Source organism: Aequorivita iocasae (assembly GCF_016757735.1).
Classification (GTDB): domain Bacteria; phylum Bacteroidota; class Bacteroidia; order Flavobacteriales; family Flavobacteriaceae; genus Aequorivita; species Aequorivita iocasae.
Window position 1 is genome coordinate 1,662,093 of record NZ_CP068439.1, and the last position, 19,461, is coordinate 1,681,553.

A 19,461-nucleotide genomic window follows, 5' to 3' on the forward strand; every position below is an offset into this window, starting at 1 on the left:
TATTATATTTATTATCCTCCCGGATTAAAATGCAAGGCTGTTATGGTTTTCCGTAATGTGTGGGTTTGTGTTTGTTTTATCTTTAAAAATTTACAATGTAAGCTTCCCCTAATTAGAACTGCTCATTCTTCTAATACTTCTACAAACTTATTGTTTTTAATTCTCTTGGGGCTAGCCCCAAGAGAATTAAGTTCCGCATATTTTATTGGTGGGATTTTACCCAGCCCATCGTGTGGGCGGTGATGGTTGTAATCGTGCATCCAGATATGCGTCTGTTCTCTTACTTGGTCTATGTCTTCAAAGATGTATTTGTTTAGTACCCCTCTTCTGTAACTCCCATTGAACCTTTCCACGAACGCATTTTGCGTGGGTTTCCCTGGCTGTATATACTTGAACTCGATATCGTGCATCATGCTCCATTCTGAGGCGATCTTGGCTATAAATTCAGGACCGTTATCCATCCGAATCTTTTTTGGCTTGCCCTTTTTGTTGATAAGGTGGTTGAGCACCCAGACCACGCGGTTGCTCGTCAGGGAGAAGTCGACCTCAATATGGAGTGCCTCTCTGTTAAAATCATCAATTATATTAAATGCCCTAAAGCGTCTTTTGTTTTCCAGGACGTCTGTTACAAAATCCATACTCCAGGTATGGTTGAGCTCGCTGGGGACCTCCAGGGGTTCTTTTGTTCTGGCAGGCAAGCGTTTTTTCACCTTTCTGCGCAAGGGGAGCCCCAGTGCCACATAGACCCTGTGCATACGCTTATGATTCCAGGGTTTTCCCTCTTCGCGTAACCGGTCATAGGCCTTCCAAAAACCTTCCTCCGAATGTTCCTTTGTCTTTTGCCGCAAGGCCTGTTCTATCTCGCTGTCATCCTTGGGCAATGGCCTATAATAATAGACGCTCTTACTCATGTTGAGGACACGGCACACCCTACTGATGCCGTAATGAATAAGTTCCTTGGCAATGGTTCGCTTCCTGCAGGGCCTTAGAGCTTTTTTTCGATGATCTCCTTGGCCATCTGGTGGTCAAGGGCCAAGGTGGCATACATCTGCTTGAGCCTGGCGTTCTCTTCTTCCAGCTCCTTGAGGCGCTTGAGCTCCTTGGAGTTCATACCGGCATACCTAGAACGCCACTTATAAAAGGTGGCTGGGCTGACGCCGTGCTCACGGCTAATCTCGTCAACACTCTTTCCGTTGTCGAATTCCTTTAAAATCTTTGCAATCTGTTGCGGTGAAAATTTACTTCGTCTCATAATACTGTTTAAATTTAAGATAATTATTCTACTTTTAAACAGTTCGGTTTTAAGGGAAGCTTACAGCACCTTTCGTTCATAATGATAATATAGAAATAACTTTATATCTCGGAGCAAATAATGTGAATAATATAATGGTCGAAAGAGATAACATCCAAACAACTTACTTTTCAGATGAATTCGAAGTTTCAGAAATTAATGATGGGAAATTTACAATTATATTCAAAAATTCTGAATTGATTGATGGTAATGACGCTCACGTAGAATGTCGAATGTACATACCAAATAAACCTTCTTCATTTATTGCAAACATTAGAAATTTAGGAGACAGATACTTCGAAAAGAAATAATCGACTAAAAACTTGTTTATTTCGTTCTTTTTTAGTATATTTAAGTTTGTCAAATTAGCAGACTCTTGGTCGCAGGTTTGGAACAGAATTAAATTGTTCTTTGTCATAATGTTTTACTTATTACTAACTGGAATGTATTCAATGCATACATATGAAACCAGTAAACAGCTTGTTATGAGCTACAGCATTGAAATAAATAATAACGATAATAGTAATCTAAAAAAAGAAAGTGAGGAAATTATGGAGAAAAATAATATTGAGAATTTAGAAAGTAAGACAAAAAACAACTCTAATCCACCTGTTAGGCATTCAATTATATAAAGCTCTTCAATCGAAGGGCTTTTTTTTTACATTAAAAAAACTAAAGAAATGGGAATAACACAACCAATAAAATTCATTGACGTAAAAACTTTAAATACGTTTTATAAAAAATTCGATGATGACTGTAAACAAATTTGCTCTGATCATAATGTTTCTGACTTTTATGAAACAATAAAAATCATCAAAGATGAGAAGGAAATTGAACTTTATATATTAAAAATGGGTTCATATATTAAAGGAACTGATGACGAAAAGGCGCATAAAAAAATATTAAAAGCTTTTGAAGATATTTTTACCAATTAAAAAAACTACTGTCAATTACTAAGCATTCGTGTGGTCGGAACGACTCAACATGAATGCAGTGTTGACTGAGAGTATATTTTATTTGGTATTCTCCCAGTTTAAAATGCACGCAGTTACTGTTTTCCGTAATTGGGGTAATTTATTTTAAGCCACATGAAATTAAATTATTGACACCCGAATGTGAACAAAAAACCCGCCTGCTGTTACAGGTGAAAGATATCTTTTATAACTTGTGCAATTGAACAAAAAGGAAATGATAAAAGAGCGAATTGACATAGAAAACATTGACGGACAGCTATTTGAAACAAAAGTAGTTGCGCCCGAGGATTCCAATCCCGCTTCTTTTACGCATTATATGCACAATCATAAGAATGGCGTCTCCAAATTTTACAAGGAAGGCGCAATTAACTTTGTTAAGGAAGTACTGGAAAAACAGTATCCTACCCAAGAGGTAACAGATGAAGTTGCAGAAGAGGCGCTTCAATATTTGATTTTTGACATCAAAAAATCTGTTCCATTTCCAGCACCTGAGAAACCGAAATTTAAGTTTATCGATCTTTTTGCGGGTATTGGCGGTTTCCGTCTTGCATTACAAAATTTAGGAGGCAAATGTGTGTTTACAAGTGAATGGGATAAATTTTCCAAACAAACATACAAGGCCAACTTCGGTGAAATACCATTTGGGGATATCACCAAAGACAAAACCAAAAATTATATACCTGATGATTTTGATGTACTGTGTGCCGGATTCCCTTGTCAAGCCTTTTCTATTGCTGGCAGACGTGGCGGCTTTGAAGATACTAGAGGAACCTTATTTTTTGACGTTGCAGAAATCATAAAGAAAAAGCAGCCGAAAGCTATTTTTTTAGAAAATGTAAAAGGCTTACGGAACCATGACAAAGGGAAGACCTTAGCCACGATTTTAAACGTGCTTCGTGAAGATTTGAATTATTATGTACCCGAACCAAGAATATTGAACGCTAAGGAATTTGGTGTTCCGCAGAATAGAGAGCGTATTTTTATTGTTGGTTTCCGAAAAGATCTGGGTATAGCCGAATTTCAATATCCTGAAGCTACAGATACCTCTGCTACATTGGAAGATATTCTGGAAGGAGATGAGGTGTCCGTTAAGTATTATCTTTCAACCACTTATTTGCAAACCCTCAAAAATCACCGGGCCCGTCACGAAAGTAAGGGGAATGGATTTGGTTATGAGATAATACCAAAAGACGGAACTGCCAATGCGGTAGTTTGTGGAGGGATGGGTAGAGAGCGAAACCTAGTGCTTGATGACAGATTGACTAATTTTAAGCCAATAACAAAAATTTCAGGTAAAGTGAACCGCGAAGGGGTTCGGAAAATGACCCCTCGGGAATGGGCAAGATTGCAAGGGTTTCCTGATGATTTTAAGATTGTTGTTTCAGACGCACAGGCTTATAAGCAATTTGGGAATTCTGTGGCTGTTCCTGCTATACAGGCTACGGCTGAGAAGATAATAGAGAAACTTAACTTCAAATGATAAAAGGGAATAAAGGGGAGTGGAGCGAAATTTATGCGCTTTTCAAGTTATTAGGTGACAAACAATTATTTCTTGGCGACAAAGACATTGAAAAATTAGAAGGTTTAGTTTATCCAATTATCAAAATACTTCGCACCGAGAATAATGGGGATTTTGAATATTCCATTCAAGATGAAATCATTTTAGTTTCAGGAGATGAAGAAATTTTAAAAATTCCTATTTCAGATTTTAAAAACAAAGCTCTATTTCTATTAAACGCAATCAAGCAAAATAAAGAAAGGACTTTTTCAGTACCTGAAATTGAAGCGTTTATGCAATCCATAAATTGCATTTCGTTAAAAGCTAGTTCTTCAGCAAAAACGGATATTACAATTGTTGTTCACGACCAAAGAACGAATCAACAGCCGACATTGGGGTTTAGCATAAAATCGCAGCTAGGAAGTCCTTCTACTCTATTAAACGCGGGGAAAACAACTAATTTTATTTATAAAATTGTTGGGGCAAACTTATCAGAAAACGAAATTGAACAAATTAATTCAATTGCTTCAAGGAGCAAAATAAAGGATAGGATTGTAGAAATTCAGAATAAAGGAGGGCGGTTTGAATTTATAAAAACCGAGCGTCAAATATTTTCAAATAATCTTGTATTAATTGACAGTTTACTTCCAGAGATTTTATCGCAAATCATTTTCGACTTTTATTCAAGTGAATTTTCCCATTTGACCGATTTAGTAAAAAAAACGGCTGATAAAAATCCGCTAAATTTTGACATTGAAAATGAACATAAGTTTTACGAGTACAAAATAAAACGTTTTTTAACAGATGTTGCGCTTGGAATGATGCCATCGGAAGTTTGGACTGGAAAATATGATGCAACAGGAGGATATTTAATTGTAAAGGAAGATGGAGGCGTTCTTTGCTATCATATTTATAATAGAAATGAATTTGAAGAGTATTTATTCGAAAATACGAAGTTAGATACAGCAAGTAGTTCACGACACTCGTTTGGGGAAATTTATGCTGAAAACGGAGCTGTGTATTTTAAGTTAAACTTGCAAATCAGGTTTCTGTGATTCGTTTTTCAATAGATTTTTTATAAATAAGCGTGTCTTCTATGAATTTAGGTGGAAGTTAAAATAGTAAATGCGATCAAAGGTCTATAAAATCATTCTTTGGTTATTGTGCATAGGCATACCTATATTCATTTTTGGGATTATTAATACGATGGTAAGCCTACGGTATGAAACTGACTCTCCTAGCGACTGTGTGTCAAAAATTACTGGGGACGACCTCTGTCAAGCTATATTGACACTTAAGATTCTAATAGGAATCAGTATTATGATAATTGTGGTTCTATTGATTTTTAGAAAAAGGTTTCTTCAACAAAACTGAATTGGTGGGACGGGTGGTATAACTGCCACCGGATGATTCATAGGGATATTGATGTGGTTTCTGTGCGGGGTTTAAGGTGGATTGTTTTTGACAATGGACAATGAACAATTATCAATGAACAGTTAGCAATGAACAGTTAGCAATTAGATTATTGGATTGTTGGATTGTTGGATGGTTGGACTATATCTTAAAGTCTAAAGCAAAAAGATTTATATTTGATATTCTTACCAGTTAAAATGTACGCTGTTACGGTTTTCCGTAATGGGAGGGAAGATATCTTTCTTTTTTCCTTGATGAAAAAAGAAACAAAAAAAATCAAGGCTTACGAAAAGATTCCTGAAAATTTCTATATCTGCGGCGCTGGGAGGGCTATAGGCTTTAGGCCGTAAGCTATAGGCTTTTGTAAATTAGATAGTTTGTGAGTTTTGATTGATTGAATAAAGTTTTTTGCTTGCTCCTCCAATAAATTCATTTTCTACGGAATCTTTTCGATAGGTCAGGGGGTGAGCGTTAAATTGTTGGTTTATAGCTTAGAGCCAACAGCCTATAGCAAAAATGTTTGTATTTGGTATTCTCCCCGGTTTAAAAACCCACTTTAATGGTTTTCTGTAATTTGTTGTTTTGTGTTTGTGGTGGCCTTGATACGCTTTAACCCTTCGATCCGATAGCTATCGGATGCGCTCAGGGTAAACATAGCTCAGCACAAGCATTTTTATGTACTACGCGTTCACCTATAAAACACTTGGTTACTGTAGTGATCCGTAATGGTTACATTTGGTATTTTATTGGAGTATTCGGAAAAATATAGTCAAAAAGACCGATTGGTTTATTTTTTATTTATCTTTGTGATGGAACAATATCCTTTTATGAAAATGACCAAGTCAGAAATTACAAAACAATTAATTGTTGAAAAAACTGCATCTGTATTTAATTCGAAAGGGTATGCTGGCACTTCAATAAGTGATATTATGACCATAACAGGGTTATCTAAGGGATGCATATACGGCAATTTTGGAAATAAGGATGAAGTTGCTTTGGCTGTTTTTGATTACAACCATGGTAAAGTAAACGAGCATATGAAAGTACGGATAGCGGCAAGGGATAGTTCCATTGATAGGTTATTGGTCTATCCAAATACTTATAAGAATTATTTCAAGTATCCCTATTTGCTGGCAGGTTGCCCCATTTTAAATACGGCGACAGAGGCAGATGATACACACCCGCAGTTGAGGGAACGGGCGGCAAAAGCTCTTGGTTTTTGGAAAACATCCTTAGAAAACCAAATAAAGCGTGGTATTACAAGAAAGGAAATAAAGGAAGATACAGATCCCACAGCAATTGCAGTAGTAATGATTTCGATGATTGAAGGAGCATTTATGCAGGCAAAAGTCACTAAAAGAACTAAAGAATTAAGGATAGCAATGGATTTTTTAGAAAAAATAATTTCCGACTTAAAACCATAATTTTTTTTGCTCCTAAAAAGACCGATTGGTCTTTTTGTAAATTATCATAGAAGTTGAAAGTATTATAAAAGGAAATTTTAATGAAAAATAGAGGCTGATACCGTTCAGGCTTATGCCCAGAGTTTTATATTCATTTGTAATTATTGAAAAATGAGAATTGTAAAATACGTACCGGAATATCAGAAACATTTTGAGAAGCTAAACAGGGCTTGGGTAGAAAAATATTTTAAAATGGAACCAATGGATGAAGCGTTGCTTTTACACCCAGAAGATACCATTTTAGGGAAAGGAGGGGGAATATTTTTTGTTGAATATCAAAATCAGATTATTGGAACGGTAGCTTTAATACCCGTTGGCAGAGGTATTTTTGAAATGGCTAAAATGGCTGTAGCCGAAAGTTTCCAGGGTTTGGGTGTGGGAAAATTGCTTTGCAAGACTGCTATTGAAGAAGCAAAAAAAAGGGATGCGGATAAGCTCATTTTATTTACAAATTCCCAATTAAAAACCGCTTCTGCTATTTATCACAAATTCGGATTTCAAGAGGTGCCACTGATTGGACATGAATACAGTCGTGCCGATATTAAAATGGAACTTTTATTAAAGCCGGTATCCCCGAAATGGTTTAACCGAAAATTTAATTTCAACATCAGCATGGAGAAATTTCCGGAATTATTGGGAAGCATGGAATTGAGTATATTAAAATTTCGAAAGGTAACCCAAAGGAGGTTTGATGAGCAACTAAATTTTAAGCCAAACGGAAAATGGTCAATAAAAGAACATATAGGTCATTTGTGGATTTTAGAATCGTTGTGGCAAAAAAGATTTTTGGAAATCAAGGAAAATAAGGTGAAAATGTCGGCTACCGACCTTAACAATCAGGCGACAAATCAATCATTTTTCAATCAATTTTCTATTGAAAAGCTGTTGTCCGATTTTCAAGAGGAACGTGCGAACACCATTCGTATTATAGAAAATATGAGTAAAAGGGATTTTCAAAATACATTGCATCATCCAAGGTTAAATCAACCGATGCGGATAATTGATCTGATGTATTTCATTACCGAACACGATGCACATCACTTGAATGCCCTATTGGAGATTTTGAACAAGCAAGACAATCATTAATTATTTTCCATCTTAATTATGCAAACCGAAAAAAATAATTTTGCCTATTTGGCTCTTGTTGTAGTGTGTATTGTATGGGGCACCACCTATTTTGCCCTACGAGTTGGTGTTGAGGCTTTTCCCCCATTTCTCTTTTCTGCCATTAGGCAGGTGCTTGCTGGCGGTATTCTGTTGCTCCTATTAAAACTTGCAGGTAGCTTGAAAATTGACAGAAATCTGCTTCCTGCACAATTTAATCTGGGTATTTTAATGATAGCTTTTGGAAATGGAATTATAGGCTGGAGTGAAAGATATATACCGAGCGGGCTGGCAGCATTGATAGTTTCTATTTTGCCTGTATATATTGTTATTATTAATTATATGACCCATATTGATAAAAGAAAACCAAATAAATATATTGTTTCAGGGCTGCTATTAGGAAGCTTGGGTATTGTTCTCATTTTTAGAGATAACATAAATGATTTAACCAATCCCGATTACTTTATCGGAATGTTGTTGGCCTTTGGGGCGTGCTTATCTTGGGCTTCGGGGAGTGTTTTTGCCAAATGTAAAGTGCCTAAAGGCAATGTTATAACAAATGCTGCATTTCAAATGTTTTTCGGAGGAATTATCTTGTTTGGAATGAGTTTGTTGATGGATGATTATTCAGAACTTAAAGCAACAGAAACAGAAAGTATCTGGGCACTCGGGTATCTTGTAATAATCGGTTCCGTATTGGCATATCCCTGCTATGTTTATGCTTTAGAAAAACTTCCGATAGGCATGGTTTCACTATATGCTTATATAAATCCTTTGGTAGCGTTGATTTTGGGGTATGTATTCTTAAACGAGAACATTACAGGCATCACTGTTTTAGCTTTCCTTTGTATCATGGGGGCGGTTTATTTTATAAACAAGGGATATCGGAATAAAAATAGGGAGGTTGTACCCCGCTTGTATAGGGTAAAAAAATAAATACATTAAAATTTAAAATTGATGGATAATGCAAGAAACAAACGATTGCTAGAAAGCTTTGAACGCTCGGAAATAATGAAACATTTCGGTGCCGAAGCCAGCATAATTTCGGATGGATATTTTGAGATTACAGTATCAAAGCAAAATTTTATGGTGCGCCCGGCAGGAATGTTCAATGGAAGTACCATAGCCACCCTGGTCGATATTTCATCGGGTTATGCAGCAGCTTCGGCTACACGTCAAAATAGTTATTTTACAACAGTTGAATTGAAAATAAATTACCTAAACCCTGCCTTAGGTGATAAACTCATCGCCAGAGCACAAGTAATAAAAAACGGTAAAAGGCTTTCGGTAGTTAGATCAGATGTTTTTTCTATTCAGGTTAAGGGTGAAGCATTAGTGGCAACATCATTGGTTACATTAATGCAGCTTCAAAACAGGAATAATGAAACTCAAATTGATTAATTTAAAAATATGAAATCCTGCATATTTTGGGGCTGAGTTTAACAGAGGACATTAAAAGAATTATAACAACAATTAAAAAATCACAATATGGAAAGTTATTTAAGTAGTGTAGTAAAACAATTCAAGTATTACAAAATGCTTGGAGAGAAAGCAATGGATCAATTGCAGGAAGAACAATTATTCTGGCAATATAACGAAGAAAGTAATAGTATTGCCATTCTGGTAAACCATATTACTGGAAATATGTTGTCAAGATTTACTGATTTTCTGACAACTGACGGAGAAAAACCGTGGAGAAACCGTGATGCAGAATTTTTGAATCCATTCAACAGTAAAGAAGAATTGATAAACAAATGGAACAAAGGTTGGTCCTGTCTTTTAAGCACATTGGAAGATCTAACGGAGGCGGATTTGGAAGGTGTAGTATACATTCGAAATGATGGACATACCGTTACCGAGGCCATTAACAGACAGTTGGCCCATTATCCTTACCACATAGGGCAAATGGTTTTCATTGCCAAAATGTTGAAAAATGAAGATTGGCAAACCTTATCCATAGCCCGAAATAAATCTGGAGATTACAATTATCGTAAGTTTGCGCAGGAGAGGGACATTCGTCACTTTACAGATGATTTATAAGAATTAAATAATATGAGAGAGCATAATTTAAAATATCCGATTGGGCATTTTGTAAAGCCAGTGTTAATTTCCCGAGCGGAATTGGTAAACTGGATAGAAATTATTGAAACATTTCCTGAAGTATTACAAAGTGAAATTGAAACGTTAGCTGATAATCTTCTTGACACGCCCTATAGGGAAGGAGGTTGGACGGTAAGACAAGTAGTTCATCATTGTGCCGATAGTCATATAAATGCATTTATCCGTTTCAAACTTGCCTTAACAGAGGATAATCCCGTTATCAAACCATATAATGAAGCTTTATGGGCCGAAATTAGCGATAGTAAATCCTTACCAGTTGAATTTTCTTTATCCATTTTAAAAGGGTTGCATTATAGATGGTATTTTATTTTGAAAAATACGGATGATGACATGTTTAAAAGGAAATATACCCATCCCGAACACGGAACAGAATTTACTTTGGAAGAAGCTATTGGAATGTACGCTTGGCATTGTAGCCATCATTTGGCGCATATTAAATTAGTAAAACACCAAAGCGAAAGGCCATGAAAACCATATTGATAACAGGAGCCAGTAGAGGCATTGGGGCAGCTACAGCACGGCTTGCCGCTGAAAGAGGATTTTCGGTAGCAGTGAATTATAACAAAAGGAAAGAGGAGGCGGAAAAAGTTGTAGAGGCTATCAAACAAAAAGGAGGTCATGCAAAAGCTTTTCAGGCAGATGTTTCCAAGGAAGGAGATGTTTTACGGTTGTTTGAAGAAGTCGATACTGAATTTGGCAGTTTAACAACATTAGTGAATAATGCCGGAATACTTGAAAAACAATACCTATTGGAAAATATAACATCGCAAAGATGGCAACGAATATTTGAGGCAAATACATTGAGTGTATTTTTGTGTTGTAGGGAAGCCATCAAACGCATATCGCCAAAATACGGTGGGAGTGGGGGAACAATTGTAAATGTTTCATCGATAGCATCGAGGACCGGAGCCCCCTTCGAGTATATTGATTATGCCGCCTCAAAAGGGGCTGTTGATTCGCTGACCATTGGATTGTCAAGGGAATTGGCGGACGAAAATATACGTGTAAATGCCGTTCGTCCTGCATTCATTCATACTGACATTCACGCTTCTGGAGGCGAGCCAAACAGGATTGAACGGATAAAGGAAGCCATTCCGTTGAAAAGAGGAGGATTGTCAAGCGAAGTGGCAGAAGCTATTTTGTGGCTGGCAACAGAACAATCGTCTTATTCCACAGGAATATTTATTGATGTTTCTGGAGGCCGTTAAGTATATTTGAACTTACAATTAGCACTTAGATGGTTGGATCGTTGAATTGTTGGGTTTCGAGTTTTGGTATTTTAATTATTAGAACTTAATACACTCGACCCTTCCACAAGCTCAGGCCAGGCAGGCTCAGCACAGGCATTATTTAGTCCGCCTCGTTTTATAAAAAACACGCGGTCACCGTGATGATTTTGGCTTTTATTTTATGTGGTCAAGTTTTAAAGCTCCTAGGTTAGGACGCCTTTTGTTGGTGGTTGGTTGGGGTATTTATATAATGGATATTTGCTAAAACCATTAAGTATCACTATTTTCTTTTCTTATATTTTTGCGAACTGATTCAATTTTATTTTCAATATTGGAATAATAGGTAAGGATAAAACTTCTATTTTCTTTAATTTTAGAGAGATATACCAATAAGATTTTCTTTTTATGCTCACTAATATCCACTGGCAATTTAATCCCACTAACTATACCGTTTTCGTTAAATTGAAAATTTGGGGCTAATTCGTTGTTAATCTCTTTGAAGTAATTTACTTGAAACTGCATTTCAGAATATTCTTCTTCCAACTTTCTTAAGGCATTAAAATCATACTCATAAATGGAAATAATTTGTAATCTTAACGAATCATTGTCAATCAATCCGAGTCCTTGGGATTTTAAAGTTTCATAACCTGCAATATTTTGTATGGATATAAAATTTCTAGTGAGGTTGAAATAGTGAATCATTAACGAGTCTGTATCAACCGGTTTATCTAATAATAATTCTTTAAAGTAATTGGCAGCGGCTATTCCATTTTTATGTCCCAGTTTATTTAGCCGAATATCCTCAATATCTTTTTCCAACCCATTGGCAATTGCCACGAGTATGTTATTTTCGGAAGCTTGGGTTTTTTTGTTTTCGTTCCAATTGTTTAATGCGAAGGCTGATATTACGGCCGTGAAAATCAGGGAAAATTCAAATAGATATTTTTTCCAATTTGTAAGATTAATTCTTTTCATATTCCATTATGATAATGCAATATCTAAATAAGAGATCAGGATTAGTAAACAAGATTTAAATTGGTAATTGACCATAAATTTATAAAAAATTATCGTTTGATTTGCCATAAAAAAATATATGCCATCTTCTGGGTTATTAATTGTTGGGAGTATTGAATTGCAATTTAGAAATAAACAGTTGAAATTATTTTGATTGTGCTTAGATTATCCGCCGTGTTTTAATCGCGCAAGATGCTGTCTGACTTTTTTATTTTGTGGGTCAATGGTAATAAGCTTATTATAACTTTCTGCGGATATTTAAAGTATTGCAGATTTTATTTTCCATAATTAAAAAAAATAGTTTGGTGATAGTGTTACTGCTCTGGGTCATAATATTTACTTCTTCAGGTATAGAATTATTAAATACTTTTCAATTTGTTATAATCCAAGAAGTAAACTAACCGAACAGAAACAGTATGTTTAAAGGCTTGATTAAATAGATATTCTGTGCTGTTTAAGAAGGAGCTATCTTTTTGGGTGTCCAAGATAGAGACTGCGTTTCGATAGAGAATACTTAACTCACTGGCAGGGGCAAAGCGCCAATTATAGTGTAAGTCCAAGTTCCAAATGTTAAAGCGGGCATTGGGGTTATTTTCTTCGTTAACTTTATAATCATATGGCGTTAAAGAGCCATTCATTTTTAAGCTGCTGAATTGGTTTTCCGCAAACTGTGCTACTGTCCAAAAATTTCTAAAGCTTAGGGAAACTGCCTGCGCTATGGAAAAATTGTAAATTGCTTGAAAGGAGTTTTCCAAGCTTATTCTATCCCGATTTCCAAATATTATATGTTCGTTGAAATGTGCTGCATAAGTCTTTCGGTTCATTTCCTTTTCAAATTTAAAGGCATATTGCACAGAAATTTGATCTGTAAACCGGAAGGTGGGATTGGTTGTGAATGTAAATTTTTTAAAGTCTGAGTTTATAAATTGACTTATCAAAAAACGGGAATCTAAGACAAAACGCTTTCTGTTGTCGGTAGAAATCCACACATCGCCTATAAAATTTTCGTTATACTGAACAAAACGATCGATGGTTCGAGCCTCGAAGAAATCGCGATATTTCGTATTAAAATCCAAAAAACCTCCAAAGGAAAAGCGTTGTGTGGTTACCGCACTAAATTTGGTGCCAAAGCCTGTGCGCACAAAGGAACTGGGCCGGTACCTTCTTTGATGATTGCCATAGAATTCAATCTTATATTGGTTGAGCCTTCCCTGGGGCTCAAAAATTTGATAGGAAGTATTCCAAAAGAAGTTGTTATAATTATTTGTGAAGTTTACCCCTAAATCATTAATGTCGAACTTTCTGTCGGCAAATTCATGCGCTAGGCCATATCGAAATTTACCTTTGCTTCTCTGGATTGAGAGTTGAGAGGCGAAGCCCAATTGATTTCCTGAAGTCGTATGCAAATTACTGAATTTTGCCTCTCCTGCAATATTGAAGGCGCTACCCTTTGTGTAGAGATCGAAAAGACCCGCACTAACATTGGCATCCTTAAAATATCCATCGCGCAATACATTTGTATTGATTAAAGAAATGGAGGATTTATTTTTGAACTGTTGGTCCAAAACAAGAATGTTATAATTAGTGAGTGGGCTGGTTATCCTTTCCCGAATTTGGCCGGTTTCAAAATTTTGGTATCTTGCTTTCGCTACAGCCGTAATCGCATTGAAAAAACCTAAGCCTAAGCCTGAACTGGAGCGACCCGATATTTTAAATGCATTTAGTAGTGTGGTTTCTTCTGGATTTTCGAGTAGCTTTTCGCTTCTGTCCGTTTCCTCAATGGCGGTATTAAATTCGAGGGGAGCAGCGCCTATTCTACGTGAATAAAACAGATTTCCTTTGTTGAAGAGTTCAGTGCCTTCGGTAAAGAAGGCTCTTTTTTCTCCGAAAGTTTGTTCAAAGGGACCAAGATTTAATTCAATATTATCGTAAGCCGTTTGTCCGAAATCGGGTATTAAGGTTAGGTCTAGCGTAAATGCATCTGTAATGCCGTACTTTATATCCATTCCTGCATTGAAAAATCCGTTAAAGGTATTTTTATAATAATCTGTACCTCCAGAAATAAAAGGATAAAAGCCCAAGCGAAATGGGGGATTTATGTTTCTGATATTTCTAAGCAACCCATTATAATGAGGAATAATGCCAACGGATTTATCTACGGGGCTCCACATATAGGTTTCATTGAGGGAAGAAATTACACGTCCCAACTGAATACTCCAGATTTGCTCGTTTGCTTTTGGGAATCGAAGCGAAGCAAAAGGTATTTTGATTTCGGCATACCATCCTTGGTTATCAATACTGACAGCAGCATCCCAAATAACATTATATTCATAATCTTGATTATTGGCTTTCATTCGTGCATCTGCCATCCCTCCGGCTGTGGTAACTACAAATCTGGTCTGGTTCTCACCGTCGTTATAGGTATTAATGTCCAAAACAATATAATCAGTCTGAGGTACATTATCTCGCTGGGTATATTCCTTTCGAATGGAATTTCCCAAGGGATCATACATATATGCCGCCATATAAATGGCCTCATCGGTATATGCAATTTTAAATTTAGTGCTATGGGTATCTCTTTCGGAATCACCATTTCTTGGTGCGAGCATAGCGAAGTTTTCGCCAACGGGAATTTTCTTCCAAATTGAGTCATTCAGAACTCCATCTATTTCAGGTTCTCTTTCAATTTTGGTAGCATTGTAACTTTTTTTCAAGCTATCTATTTGCGGAATCTGGCCCCGAACAGTTAGGGTAATAAGGAATGTCCAAAAATACCAGTAGACAATACTAATTTTTCGTTTGCTCATCACTTATTTTTTTTAGAGGGTATACCACAAGAGAGAAAATACAGGGCTGTAAGAACAGCCCTGTGAAAGAGAGGCAGGTACTGCGCAACAATCAAACTATGAAAAAACTACCCTTTTAACCAAGATTTGCGCAATTGTGCCACCTTCCCATTTTCTGTAGCTTCAGATTTTACTATTTCCCATTCAGATACCGAGGGAGTATTTGTTTTACCTTTAAGTACTATTTCCTTTTCATCTCTTTTTATAAGGAATGTAACATCCATTCCCGGTTTCCATTGGCGAGTGGCCACTATAGGCTCCCGAAAATTTGTAATAGTGATTGGGGTTTCATTTATGCCCACCAAGATGTCTCCACTTTTAACTCCCATCTGCTCCAAGAAGCTGTTGAACTTAATTCTCTTGCGGAAGTAAATAGTTCCATTATCAGTATCTATATCCACATAGGGCACTTTCTCTTTAAAGAGATAGTCTGTTTTGATGGATTTTTCTCGGGCGGTCAAACCGACTTTTTCAAGAAATTCTGCATATGGAATAGGGGTTTCTCCATATACATATGTATTAAAAAACTTTTCGATATCAGGGTGTGTCAGCTTACCTATTTCCTTTACGATCTTGTTGTCATCAAAGGGTCTATCTTTACCATATTTTTTGCTTAATTCTTGCATTAAATCTAGAATACCTCGTTCGCCGTTGCTCAATTCCCGAAGTTGTATATCCAAACACATAGCTATAAGGGCTCCTTTTTGATAGACATTGTAAAAACTATTTTTATGGGTCTCGGTAAGTATATACTCACTCATTACGGTAAATGGCACTGTGTCGTCAAATTGTTTTGAAGTATTAATCTTATCGGCCATTCGCTCATAAAACTCAGTTTCATCACACAAACCTTGATTTACTTGAAAGAGTTGGGCGAAATATTCTGTAACTCCTTCATACATCCACAAGTGTTTTGACATTTTTGGGTTGTTAAAATCAAAATAGTGGATCTCTTCAGAATGTACGTTTAATGGAGTTAGGATATGGAAAAACTCATGGGATACCACATCAACGATGGATTGCTCCAGTGTTTCTAACTTAACGTCTTCAGAAAAAACCACTACAGTAGAGTTGTTGTGCTCTAGCGCTCCTGAACCACGGGCATCTAATTTTGAGGGATCTGACAGATATAGCAAAATTGCGTATTTATTGGTATTATCTATGTTGCCCAAAAAATTCTTTTGCGCGGTCATGGTCTTAACCAGGGCGGGCTTAATATCTTGTGCTTTGTATTTTCCAGTGGCCGAATAGAGCCCGAGAATGATTTCCATATTTCCGGTACGGAAGGAAAGGGTATCGGGAGCGGCATACATTATTGGGTTGTCAGTCAATTCAAAATAGCGATCTATTTTAAATAGGTCGTTAGAAGAAGCAAAATCATTTTTTTCAGAAATAAAGGGAAGGGCAGTAGTAGGATAGAAGGTAGCTGGTCTTTTTATTTCCAACTGATAAGGAACATTTTCCATACCTTCTATATATCCTACAAAGGCGTATAGGTTAAGCATGAAATTTCTACCGGTTTCAATATTGGTACCAGCAGGGGAAAAAACACCACCTTCTTTTTCAATATCATAAGTATCGTTTACCTCATAATTTACTTGTGCCAATTGACTTACAGCGGAAATTTCCCAGCGATTTTGATCCAACTGTTTCACGGCAATTGCCTCACCATCTTTGTCTGTAGCTTTAAAATTTTCAATGAATTGGCCATAGTTATTTGTAGAATAGGTGCCAGGTACGGTTTTAGGAATACAAAAAATGGTGTTTTTTTTATGGATTTTTGGAAATGTTAGAGTGACCTTTACTTTATCATTGGTCAGTTCCACTAAGTTAAGAGTTGCAGAAATACCTGAAAATTTATCAGTTTTAATTTGGTGTCCTTTACAACCTAGAAAAGCTATAATCGTGATTAATATATATAGTTTCGTTTTCATAATTGCTTATTATTAGTTTAATAATCGTTATTCTTGAATGTGGTTTGCCACCAGTTCCACAATAGTTAAAATATAGTCGTAGGGGGACATTTTTAATTGAGATAGGTCATCGGTATTGAATTGAATCGCAATTGCAATATCCTTTTTAGGGAAGTAAACCGCATCTGTTAAATACCCAGGAAACCAACCGCTATGGCCGTAGCTATCACCGTACTGCGTAGAAGGCCTAATCTGTATGCCGAGGCCATAACTGTGATCTTTGCCAGTTTTTGCAGGGACTTTAGTTCGCATTTCCGCCCGCATTGCCTCCCCTATTTTCCTAGAATTGTAAAGCTGTTTTGTCCAAGTGGCCAAATCTTTTACATTCGAAATAAAACCTCCCCCCATCCATTCAAATTGTGGGTTAAAAACAAGTAGCCCTTCCTTTACCATTTCCCCTTCAAAGGGAAACGGACTCCCCTTTCGGCTGTACCCTGTGGCGAGCTTACTCAAATATTGCGAGGTTGAAGGTTCGGTGAAAACCATTTTATTAGGTTTCAACAGGTGTTTTTCCACCAGGCTATACATGGTCTTGCCGCTTATCTTTTCCAAGATGTATCCCAAAAGGATAAAATTGGTATCGGCATAACCCCAGTCAGTGCCAGCGGGAAACAGTGGGGCTCTATCAAAAACATATTCCAATGTTTCAAGAGGTTCAAAACTGCGAGAAGGATTTTCTTTTACCAACTCCATAAAATTGCCCAATCCGTAATATTCTTCTATGCCCGAAGTATGATTCATTAACATCCTCATGGTAATGGTGTGGGCATTTGGAAGTCGGTAGAACCAAGGTTCATCCTTGAGAAATTTTTCAATTTTGTCGTCTAAATCATAGTATTCCTGGGAAGCAAGAATCAAAGCTGCAGCAATAAATAGAGTTTTGCCATTACTGCCTGATAGCATTCTATGGGTAGGTTCCATTGGCTTTAATGTTAATGAATCTGCAAGACCAGTGGCTAAGGTAAGTTGCTGTTTAGAGGGAAGAATTACCGAAAGCGTGAGGCCTGGCAAACCGTTTATTTGTTGTAGCGAATCAATTAAAACTTGCAAGTCTAGTTTTAACTTTGCCAGCTTCTGTGCGTTTTGGGCATGGGTGTCAGTTACCAATAAACAAACTAGAAAAGTCAGGGCAATGGAGGTAGTTTTGGTTCTCATAATATTGTATATGTTATTAATGCTTTTATTTGTAAAATTTATGGAGTTTAGAAAATAGACAGACTATGCTGGTTAAAGTCAGGTAGTTGGTTAGTATTATATGGGTCACCTCACATTTTCCAAAAAATATTTTTTATAGGTATTGGTGTCGGGTGGTCCCATTGTAATTTCGGCCATAGGCCTGTTGCCTAAGCTAAAAATTACCGAACTAAACGTAAATGCCACACCTTCTTCTCTATAACTAACACAAATTGGAGACTGAGAATTTTCTTTGGAACTGAGGATCTGCTTAATATTCCCAGCGTTTAGTGTTAGCGCCTGGGCGGCCAATTGCCGCTCCACACTTGAGAATCTGGTCTGGCTATTGGTCTGCTTCCCTTGCCCAGATAAAATTCTTTTGTGATATTCTTCCATCCAAGGCTTTACATCATGGTTGGTCAGGGAATGATTTGTATGATAAACCACATTGTTATCGCGGGGGTTAAATTGTACCACTTGATTTGCCGAAGCCTCAAAGGTGTAAACCTTATCTGGGGTACCTATTAAATAATTTTGACCTGTAGCATGTTTAACCTTCTGCACAAAATATAGGGCTTCATGGGGTGCCTTTTGCTGAAGAATACCTCTGGTAACAAAGGTTACAGGCAAACCTGTGATTGAATTATTCAAATCAGTAAGGGCATTAATGACTACTGCAACATTCTTGTTATTCATGCCTGCAAACCCTATAAAGCCAGCACAGCTCATAATAAATTGTTCGGGTGTTGCTTTTTCTTCTTTAATATGCAATAACACCTGATAGCCATTCATAAAGTTGTCAATATCGATGTTTTGGGCTACGAGGGTAGGGGTATTTCCATTACCTGCTATTCCAATTGCAGTACAATGGTCTTTATCTATGGAATTATGCTGAAGCCTATCTAAATAGCCCCAATATTCATCAATTAATTGAAAAGCAAACACATCGTTTATTGATTGTCCAGAACCCGCTGCCAGTCCTTCCACCTCTTCCCAAATTTCGGGAGTGTATTTTTTTATGGCCTGGCGATAATTTGAGGTTTTCAAAAAATGGGATATAATTGAATCTGGGTCGTGTTTTGTTTCCTTTTCAATGTTCTGTTTCCATTTTATATAAACTTGTTTAATTTGCTCTTTTAGCTTTTGACCGTGAGCTACCCCTCTCTCATAAGGAGTCCCGGACAAAGTAATTACAGGCAAACTATCTATTGGGGCTGCAATAGCCTTAACCTTGCCGATTAAAGTAAGGATAACCATTAAGAGATAAAAAGTGAATCTTACCATTTTTCAAATATTTTGGATTAGGGTACTGATTTGGTTTTTGATTATTGAATAAAATTATTTTAAATTGGATCCCCATTT

18 protein-coding genes are annotated in these 19,461 nt (G+C 36.7%); 12 read left to right on the top strand and 6 right to left on the bottom strand.

Annotated elements, in window-relative coordinates; all coding sequences use genetic code 11:
• Positions 1 to 122 precede the first annotated feature (122 nt).
• Positions 123 to 1,252 (bottom strand): IS3 family transposase gene (locus JK629_RS07635; protein WP_202337936.1). Its coding sequence is split into 2 segments (ribosomal slippage): positions 123 to 991 and positions 991 to 1,252, totalling 1,131 coding nucleotides; the frame shifts between segments, so codons are not numbered across the junction.
• A 134-nt stretch (positions 1,253 to 1,386) separates the two neighbouring features.
• Here JK629_RS07635 and JK629_RS07640 point away from each other — a divergent pair.
• From JK629_RS07640 to JK629_RS07695, 12 genes are all read left to right on the top strand, one after another.
• Positions 1,387 to 1,602: a hypothetical protein gene (locus tag JK629_RS07640; protein ID WP_202337937.1), complete on the top strand. Its 216-nt coding sequence runs from the start codon at positions 1,387 to 1,389 to the stop codon at positions 1,600 to 1,602.
• Positions 1,603 to 1,776: 174 nt separating this feature from the next.
• Positions 1,777 to 1,923 (top strand): hypothetical protein, encoded by a 147-nt coding sequence (locus JK629_RS07645; protein WP_202337938.1) that lies wholly within the window; start codon positions 1,777 to 1,779, stop codon positions 1,921 to 1,923.
• Between the two features lie 48 nt (positions 1,924 to 1,971).
• On the top strand, positions 1,972 to 2,226 hold the full coding sequence (locus JK629_RS07650; protein WP_202337939.1) for a hypothetical protein: 255 nt from the start codon (positions 1,972 to 1,974) through the stop codon (positions 2,224 to 2,226).
• Positions 2,227 to 2,479: 253 nt separating this feature from the next.
• Entirely contained in the window at positions 2,480 to 3,745 is a 1,266-nt protein-coding gene (locus JK629_RS07655) for a DNA cytosine methyltransferase (RefSeq protein WP_202338019.1), read from the top strand.
• Complete coding sequence (locus JK629_RS07660; RefSeq protein WP_202337940.1) at positions 3,742 to 4,818, top strand: HpaII family restriction endonuclease; 1,077 nt, start codon at positions 3,742 to 3,744, stop codon at positions 4,816 to 4,818. The genes JK629_RS07655 and JK629_RS07660 overlap by 4 nt, the downstream gene beginning before the upstream one ends.
• A gap of 1,185 nt (positions 4,819 to 6,003) precedes the next feature.
• Complete coding sequence (locus JK629_RS07665; protein WP_225626193.1) at positions 6,004 to 6,600, top strand: TetR/AcrR family transcriptional regulator; 597 nt, start codon at positions 6,004 to 6,006, stop codon at positions 6,598 to 6,600.
• A 150-nt stretch (positions 6,601 to 6,750) separates the two neighbouring features.
• Complete coding sequence (locus tag JK629_RS07670; protein WP_202337941.1) at positions 6,751 to 7,725, top strand: GNAT family N-acetyltransferase; 975 nt, start codon at positions 6,751 to 6,753, stop codon at positions 7,723 to 7,725.
• An 18-nt stretch (positions 7,726 to 7,743) separates the two neighbouring features.
• Positions 7,744 to 8,679, top strand: coding sequence for a DMT family transporter (locus tag JK629_RS07675; RefSeq protein ID WP_202337942.1), 936 nt, complete (start codon positions 7,744 to 7,746; stop codon positions 8,677 to 8,679).
• A 21-nt stretch (positions 8,680 to 8,700) separates the two neighbouring features.
• A complete protein-coding gene (locus JK629_RS07680; RefSeq protein WP_202337943.1) occupies positions 8,701 to 9,144 on the top strand; it encodes a PaaI family thioesterase in 444 nt (147 codons plus the stop codon).
• An 87-nt stretch (positions 9,145 to 9,231) separates the two neighbouring features.
• Complete coding sequence (locus JK629_RS07685) at positions 9,232 to 9,783, top strand: DUF1572 domain-containing protein (protein WP_202337944.1); 552 nt, start codon at positions 9,232 to 9,234, stop codon at positions 9,781 to 9,783.
• A gap of 12 nt (positions 9,784 to 9,795) precedes the next feature.
• Positions 9,796 to 10,332 (top strand): YfiT family bacillithiol transferase, encoded by a 537-nt coding sequence (locus tag JK629_RS07690; RefSeq protein ID WP_202337945.1) that lies wholly within the window; start codon positions 9,796 to 9,798, stop codon positions 10,330 to 10,332.
• Complete coding sequence (locus tag JK629_RS07695; protein WP_202337946.1) at positions 10,329 to 11,072, top strand: SDR family oxidoreductase; 744 nt, start codon at positions 10,329 to 10,331, stop codon at positions 11,070 to 11,072. Before JK629_RS07690 ends, JK629_RS07695 begins: the two co-directional genes overlap by 4 nt.
• Positions 11,073 to 11,363: 291 nt before the next feature.
• Here JK629_RS07695 and JK629_RS07700 read toward each other — a convergent pair whose 3' ends face one another.
• The 5 genes from JK629_RS07700 to JK629_RS07720 form a co-directional block, all read right to left on the bottom strand.
• Complete coding sequence (locus JK629_RS07700) at positions 11,364 to 12,068, bottom strand: hypothetical protein (RefSeq protein WP_202337947.1); 705 nt, start codon at positions 12,066 to 12,068, stop codon at positions 11,364 to 11,366.
• 398 nt (positions 12,069 to 12,466) lie between these two features.
• Complete coding sequence (locus JK629_RS07705; RefSeq protein ID WP_202337948.1) at positions 12,467 to 14,914, bottom strand: DUF5916 domain-containing protein; 2,448 nt, start codon at positions 14,912 to 14,914, stop codon at positions 12,467 to 12,469.
• Positions 14,915 to 15,021: 107 nt separating this feature from the next.
• Complete coding sequence (locus JK629_RS07710; protein ID WP_202335085.1) at positions 15,022 to 16,887, bottom strand: M61 family metallopeptidase; 1,866 nt, start codon at positions 16,885 to 16,887, stop codon at positions 15,022 to 15,024.
• A gap of 27 nt (positions 16,888 to 16,914) precedes the next feature.
• Entirely contained in the window at positions 16,915 to 18,081 is a 1,167-nt protein-coding gene (locus JK629_RS07715; protein WP_202335086.1) for a serine hydrolase domain-containing protein, read from the bottom strand.
• Between the two features lie 105 nt (positions 18,082 to 18,186).
• The gene (locus JK629_RS07720; protein ID WP_202335087.1) at positions 18,187 to 19,383 is read right to left on the bottom strand and encodes a C45 family autoproteolytic acyltransferase/hydolase; all 1,197 of its coding nucleotides are present in this window, start codon (positions 19,381 to 19,383) and stop codon (positions 18,187 to 18,189) included.
• Between the last annotated feature and the right edge of the window lie 78 nt (positions 19,384 to 19,461).

Excerpts from the sequence above, each read along its gene's own strand:
- JK629_RS07680 (WP_202337943.1), top strand. The coding sequence starts at position 8,701 with ATGGATAATGCAAGAAACAAACGATTGCTAGAAAGCTTTGAACGCTCG.
- JK629_RS07710 (WP_202335085.1), bottom strand. The coding sequence starts at position 16,887 with ATGAAAACGAAACTATATATATTAATCACGATTATAGCTTTTCTAGGT.
- JK629_RS07705 (WP_202337948.1), bottom strand. The coding sequence starts at position 14,914 with ATGAGCAAACGAAAAATTAGTATTGTCTACTGGTATTTTTGGACATTC.
- JK629_RS07675 (WP_202337942.1), top strand. The coding sequence starts at position 7,744 with ATGCAAACCGAAAAAAATAATTTTGCCTATTTGGCTCTTGTTGTAGTG.
- JK629_RS07685 (WP_202337944.1), top strand. The coding sequence starts at position 9,232 with ATGGAAAGTTATTTAAGTAGTGTAGTAAAACAATTCAAGTATTACAAA.
- JK629_RS07650 (WP_202337939.1), top strand. The coding sequence starts at position 1,972 with ATGGGAATAACACAACCAATAAAATTCATTGACGTAAAAACTTTAAAT.
- JK629_RS07695 (WP_202337946.1), top strand. The coding sequence starts at position 10,329 with ATGAAAACCATATTGATAACAGGAGCCAGTAGAGGCATTGGGGCAGCT.
- JK629_RS07715 (WP_202335086.1), bottom strand. The coding sequence starts at position 18,081 with ATGAGAACCAAAACTACCTCCATTGCCCTGACTTTTCTAGTTTGTTTA.
- JK629_RS07640 (WP_202337937.1), top strand. The coding sequence starts at position 1,387 with ATGGTCGAAAGAGATAACATCCAAACAACTTACTTTTCAGATGAATTC.
- JK629_RS07660 (WP_202337940.1), top strand. The coding sequence starts at position 3,742 with ATGATAAAAGGGAATAAAGGGGAGTGGAGCGAAATTTATGCGCTTTTC.
- JK629_RS07670 (WP_202337941.1), top strand. The coding sequence starts at position 6,751 with ATGAGAATTGTAAAATACGTACCGGAATATCAGAAACATTTTGAGAAG.
- JK629_RS07720 (WP_202335087.1), bottom strand. The coding sequence starts at position 19,383 with ATGGTAAGATTCACTTTTTATCTCTTAATGGTTATCCTTACTTTAATC.
- JK629_RS07665 (WP_225626193.1), top strand. The coding sequence starts at position 6,004 with ATGAAAATGACCAAGTCAGAAATTACAAAACAATTAATTGTTGAAAAA.
- JK629_RS07645 (WP_202337938.1), top strand. The coding sequence starts at position 1,777 with ATGAGCTACAGCATTGAAATAAATAATAACGATAATAGTAATCTAAAA.
- JK629_RS07690 (WP_202337945.1), top strand. The coding sequence starts at position 9,796 with ATGAGAGAGCATAATTTAAAATATCCGATTGGGCATTTTGTAAAGCCA.
- JK629_RS07700 (WP_202337947.1), bottom strand. The coding sequence starts at position 12,068 with ATGAAAAGAATTAATCTTACAAATTGGAAAAAATATCTATTTGAATTT.
- JK629_RS07655 (WP_202338019.1), top strand. The coding sequence starts at position 2,480 with ATGATAAAAGAGCGAATTGACATAGAAAACATTGACGGACAGCTATTT.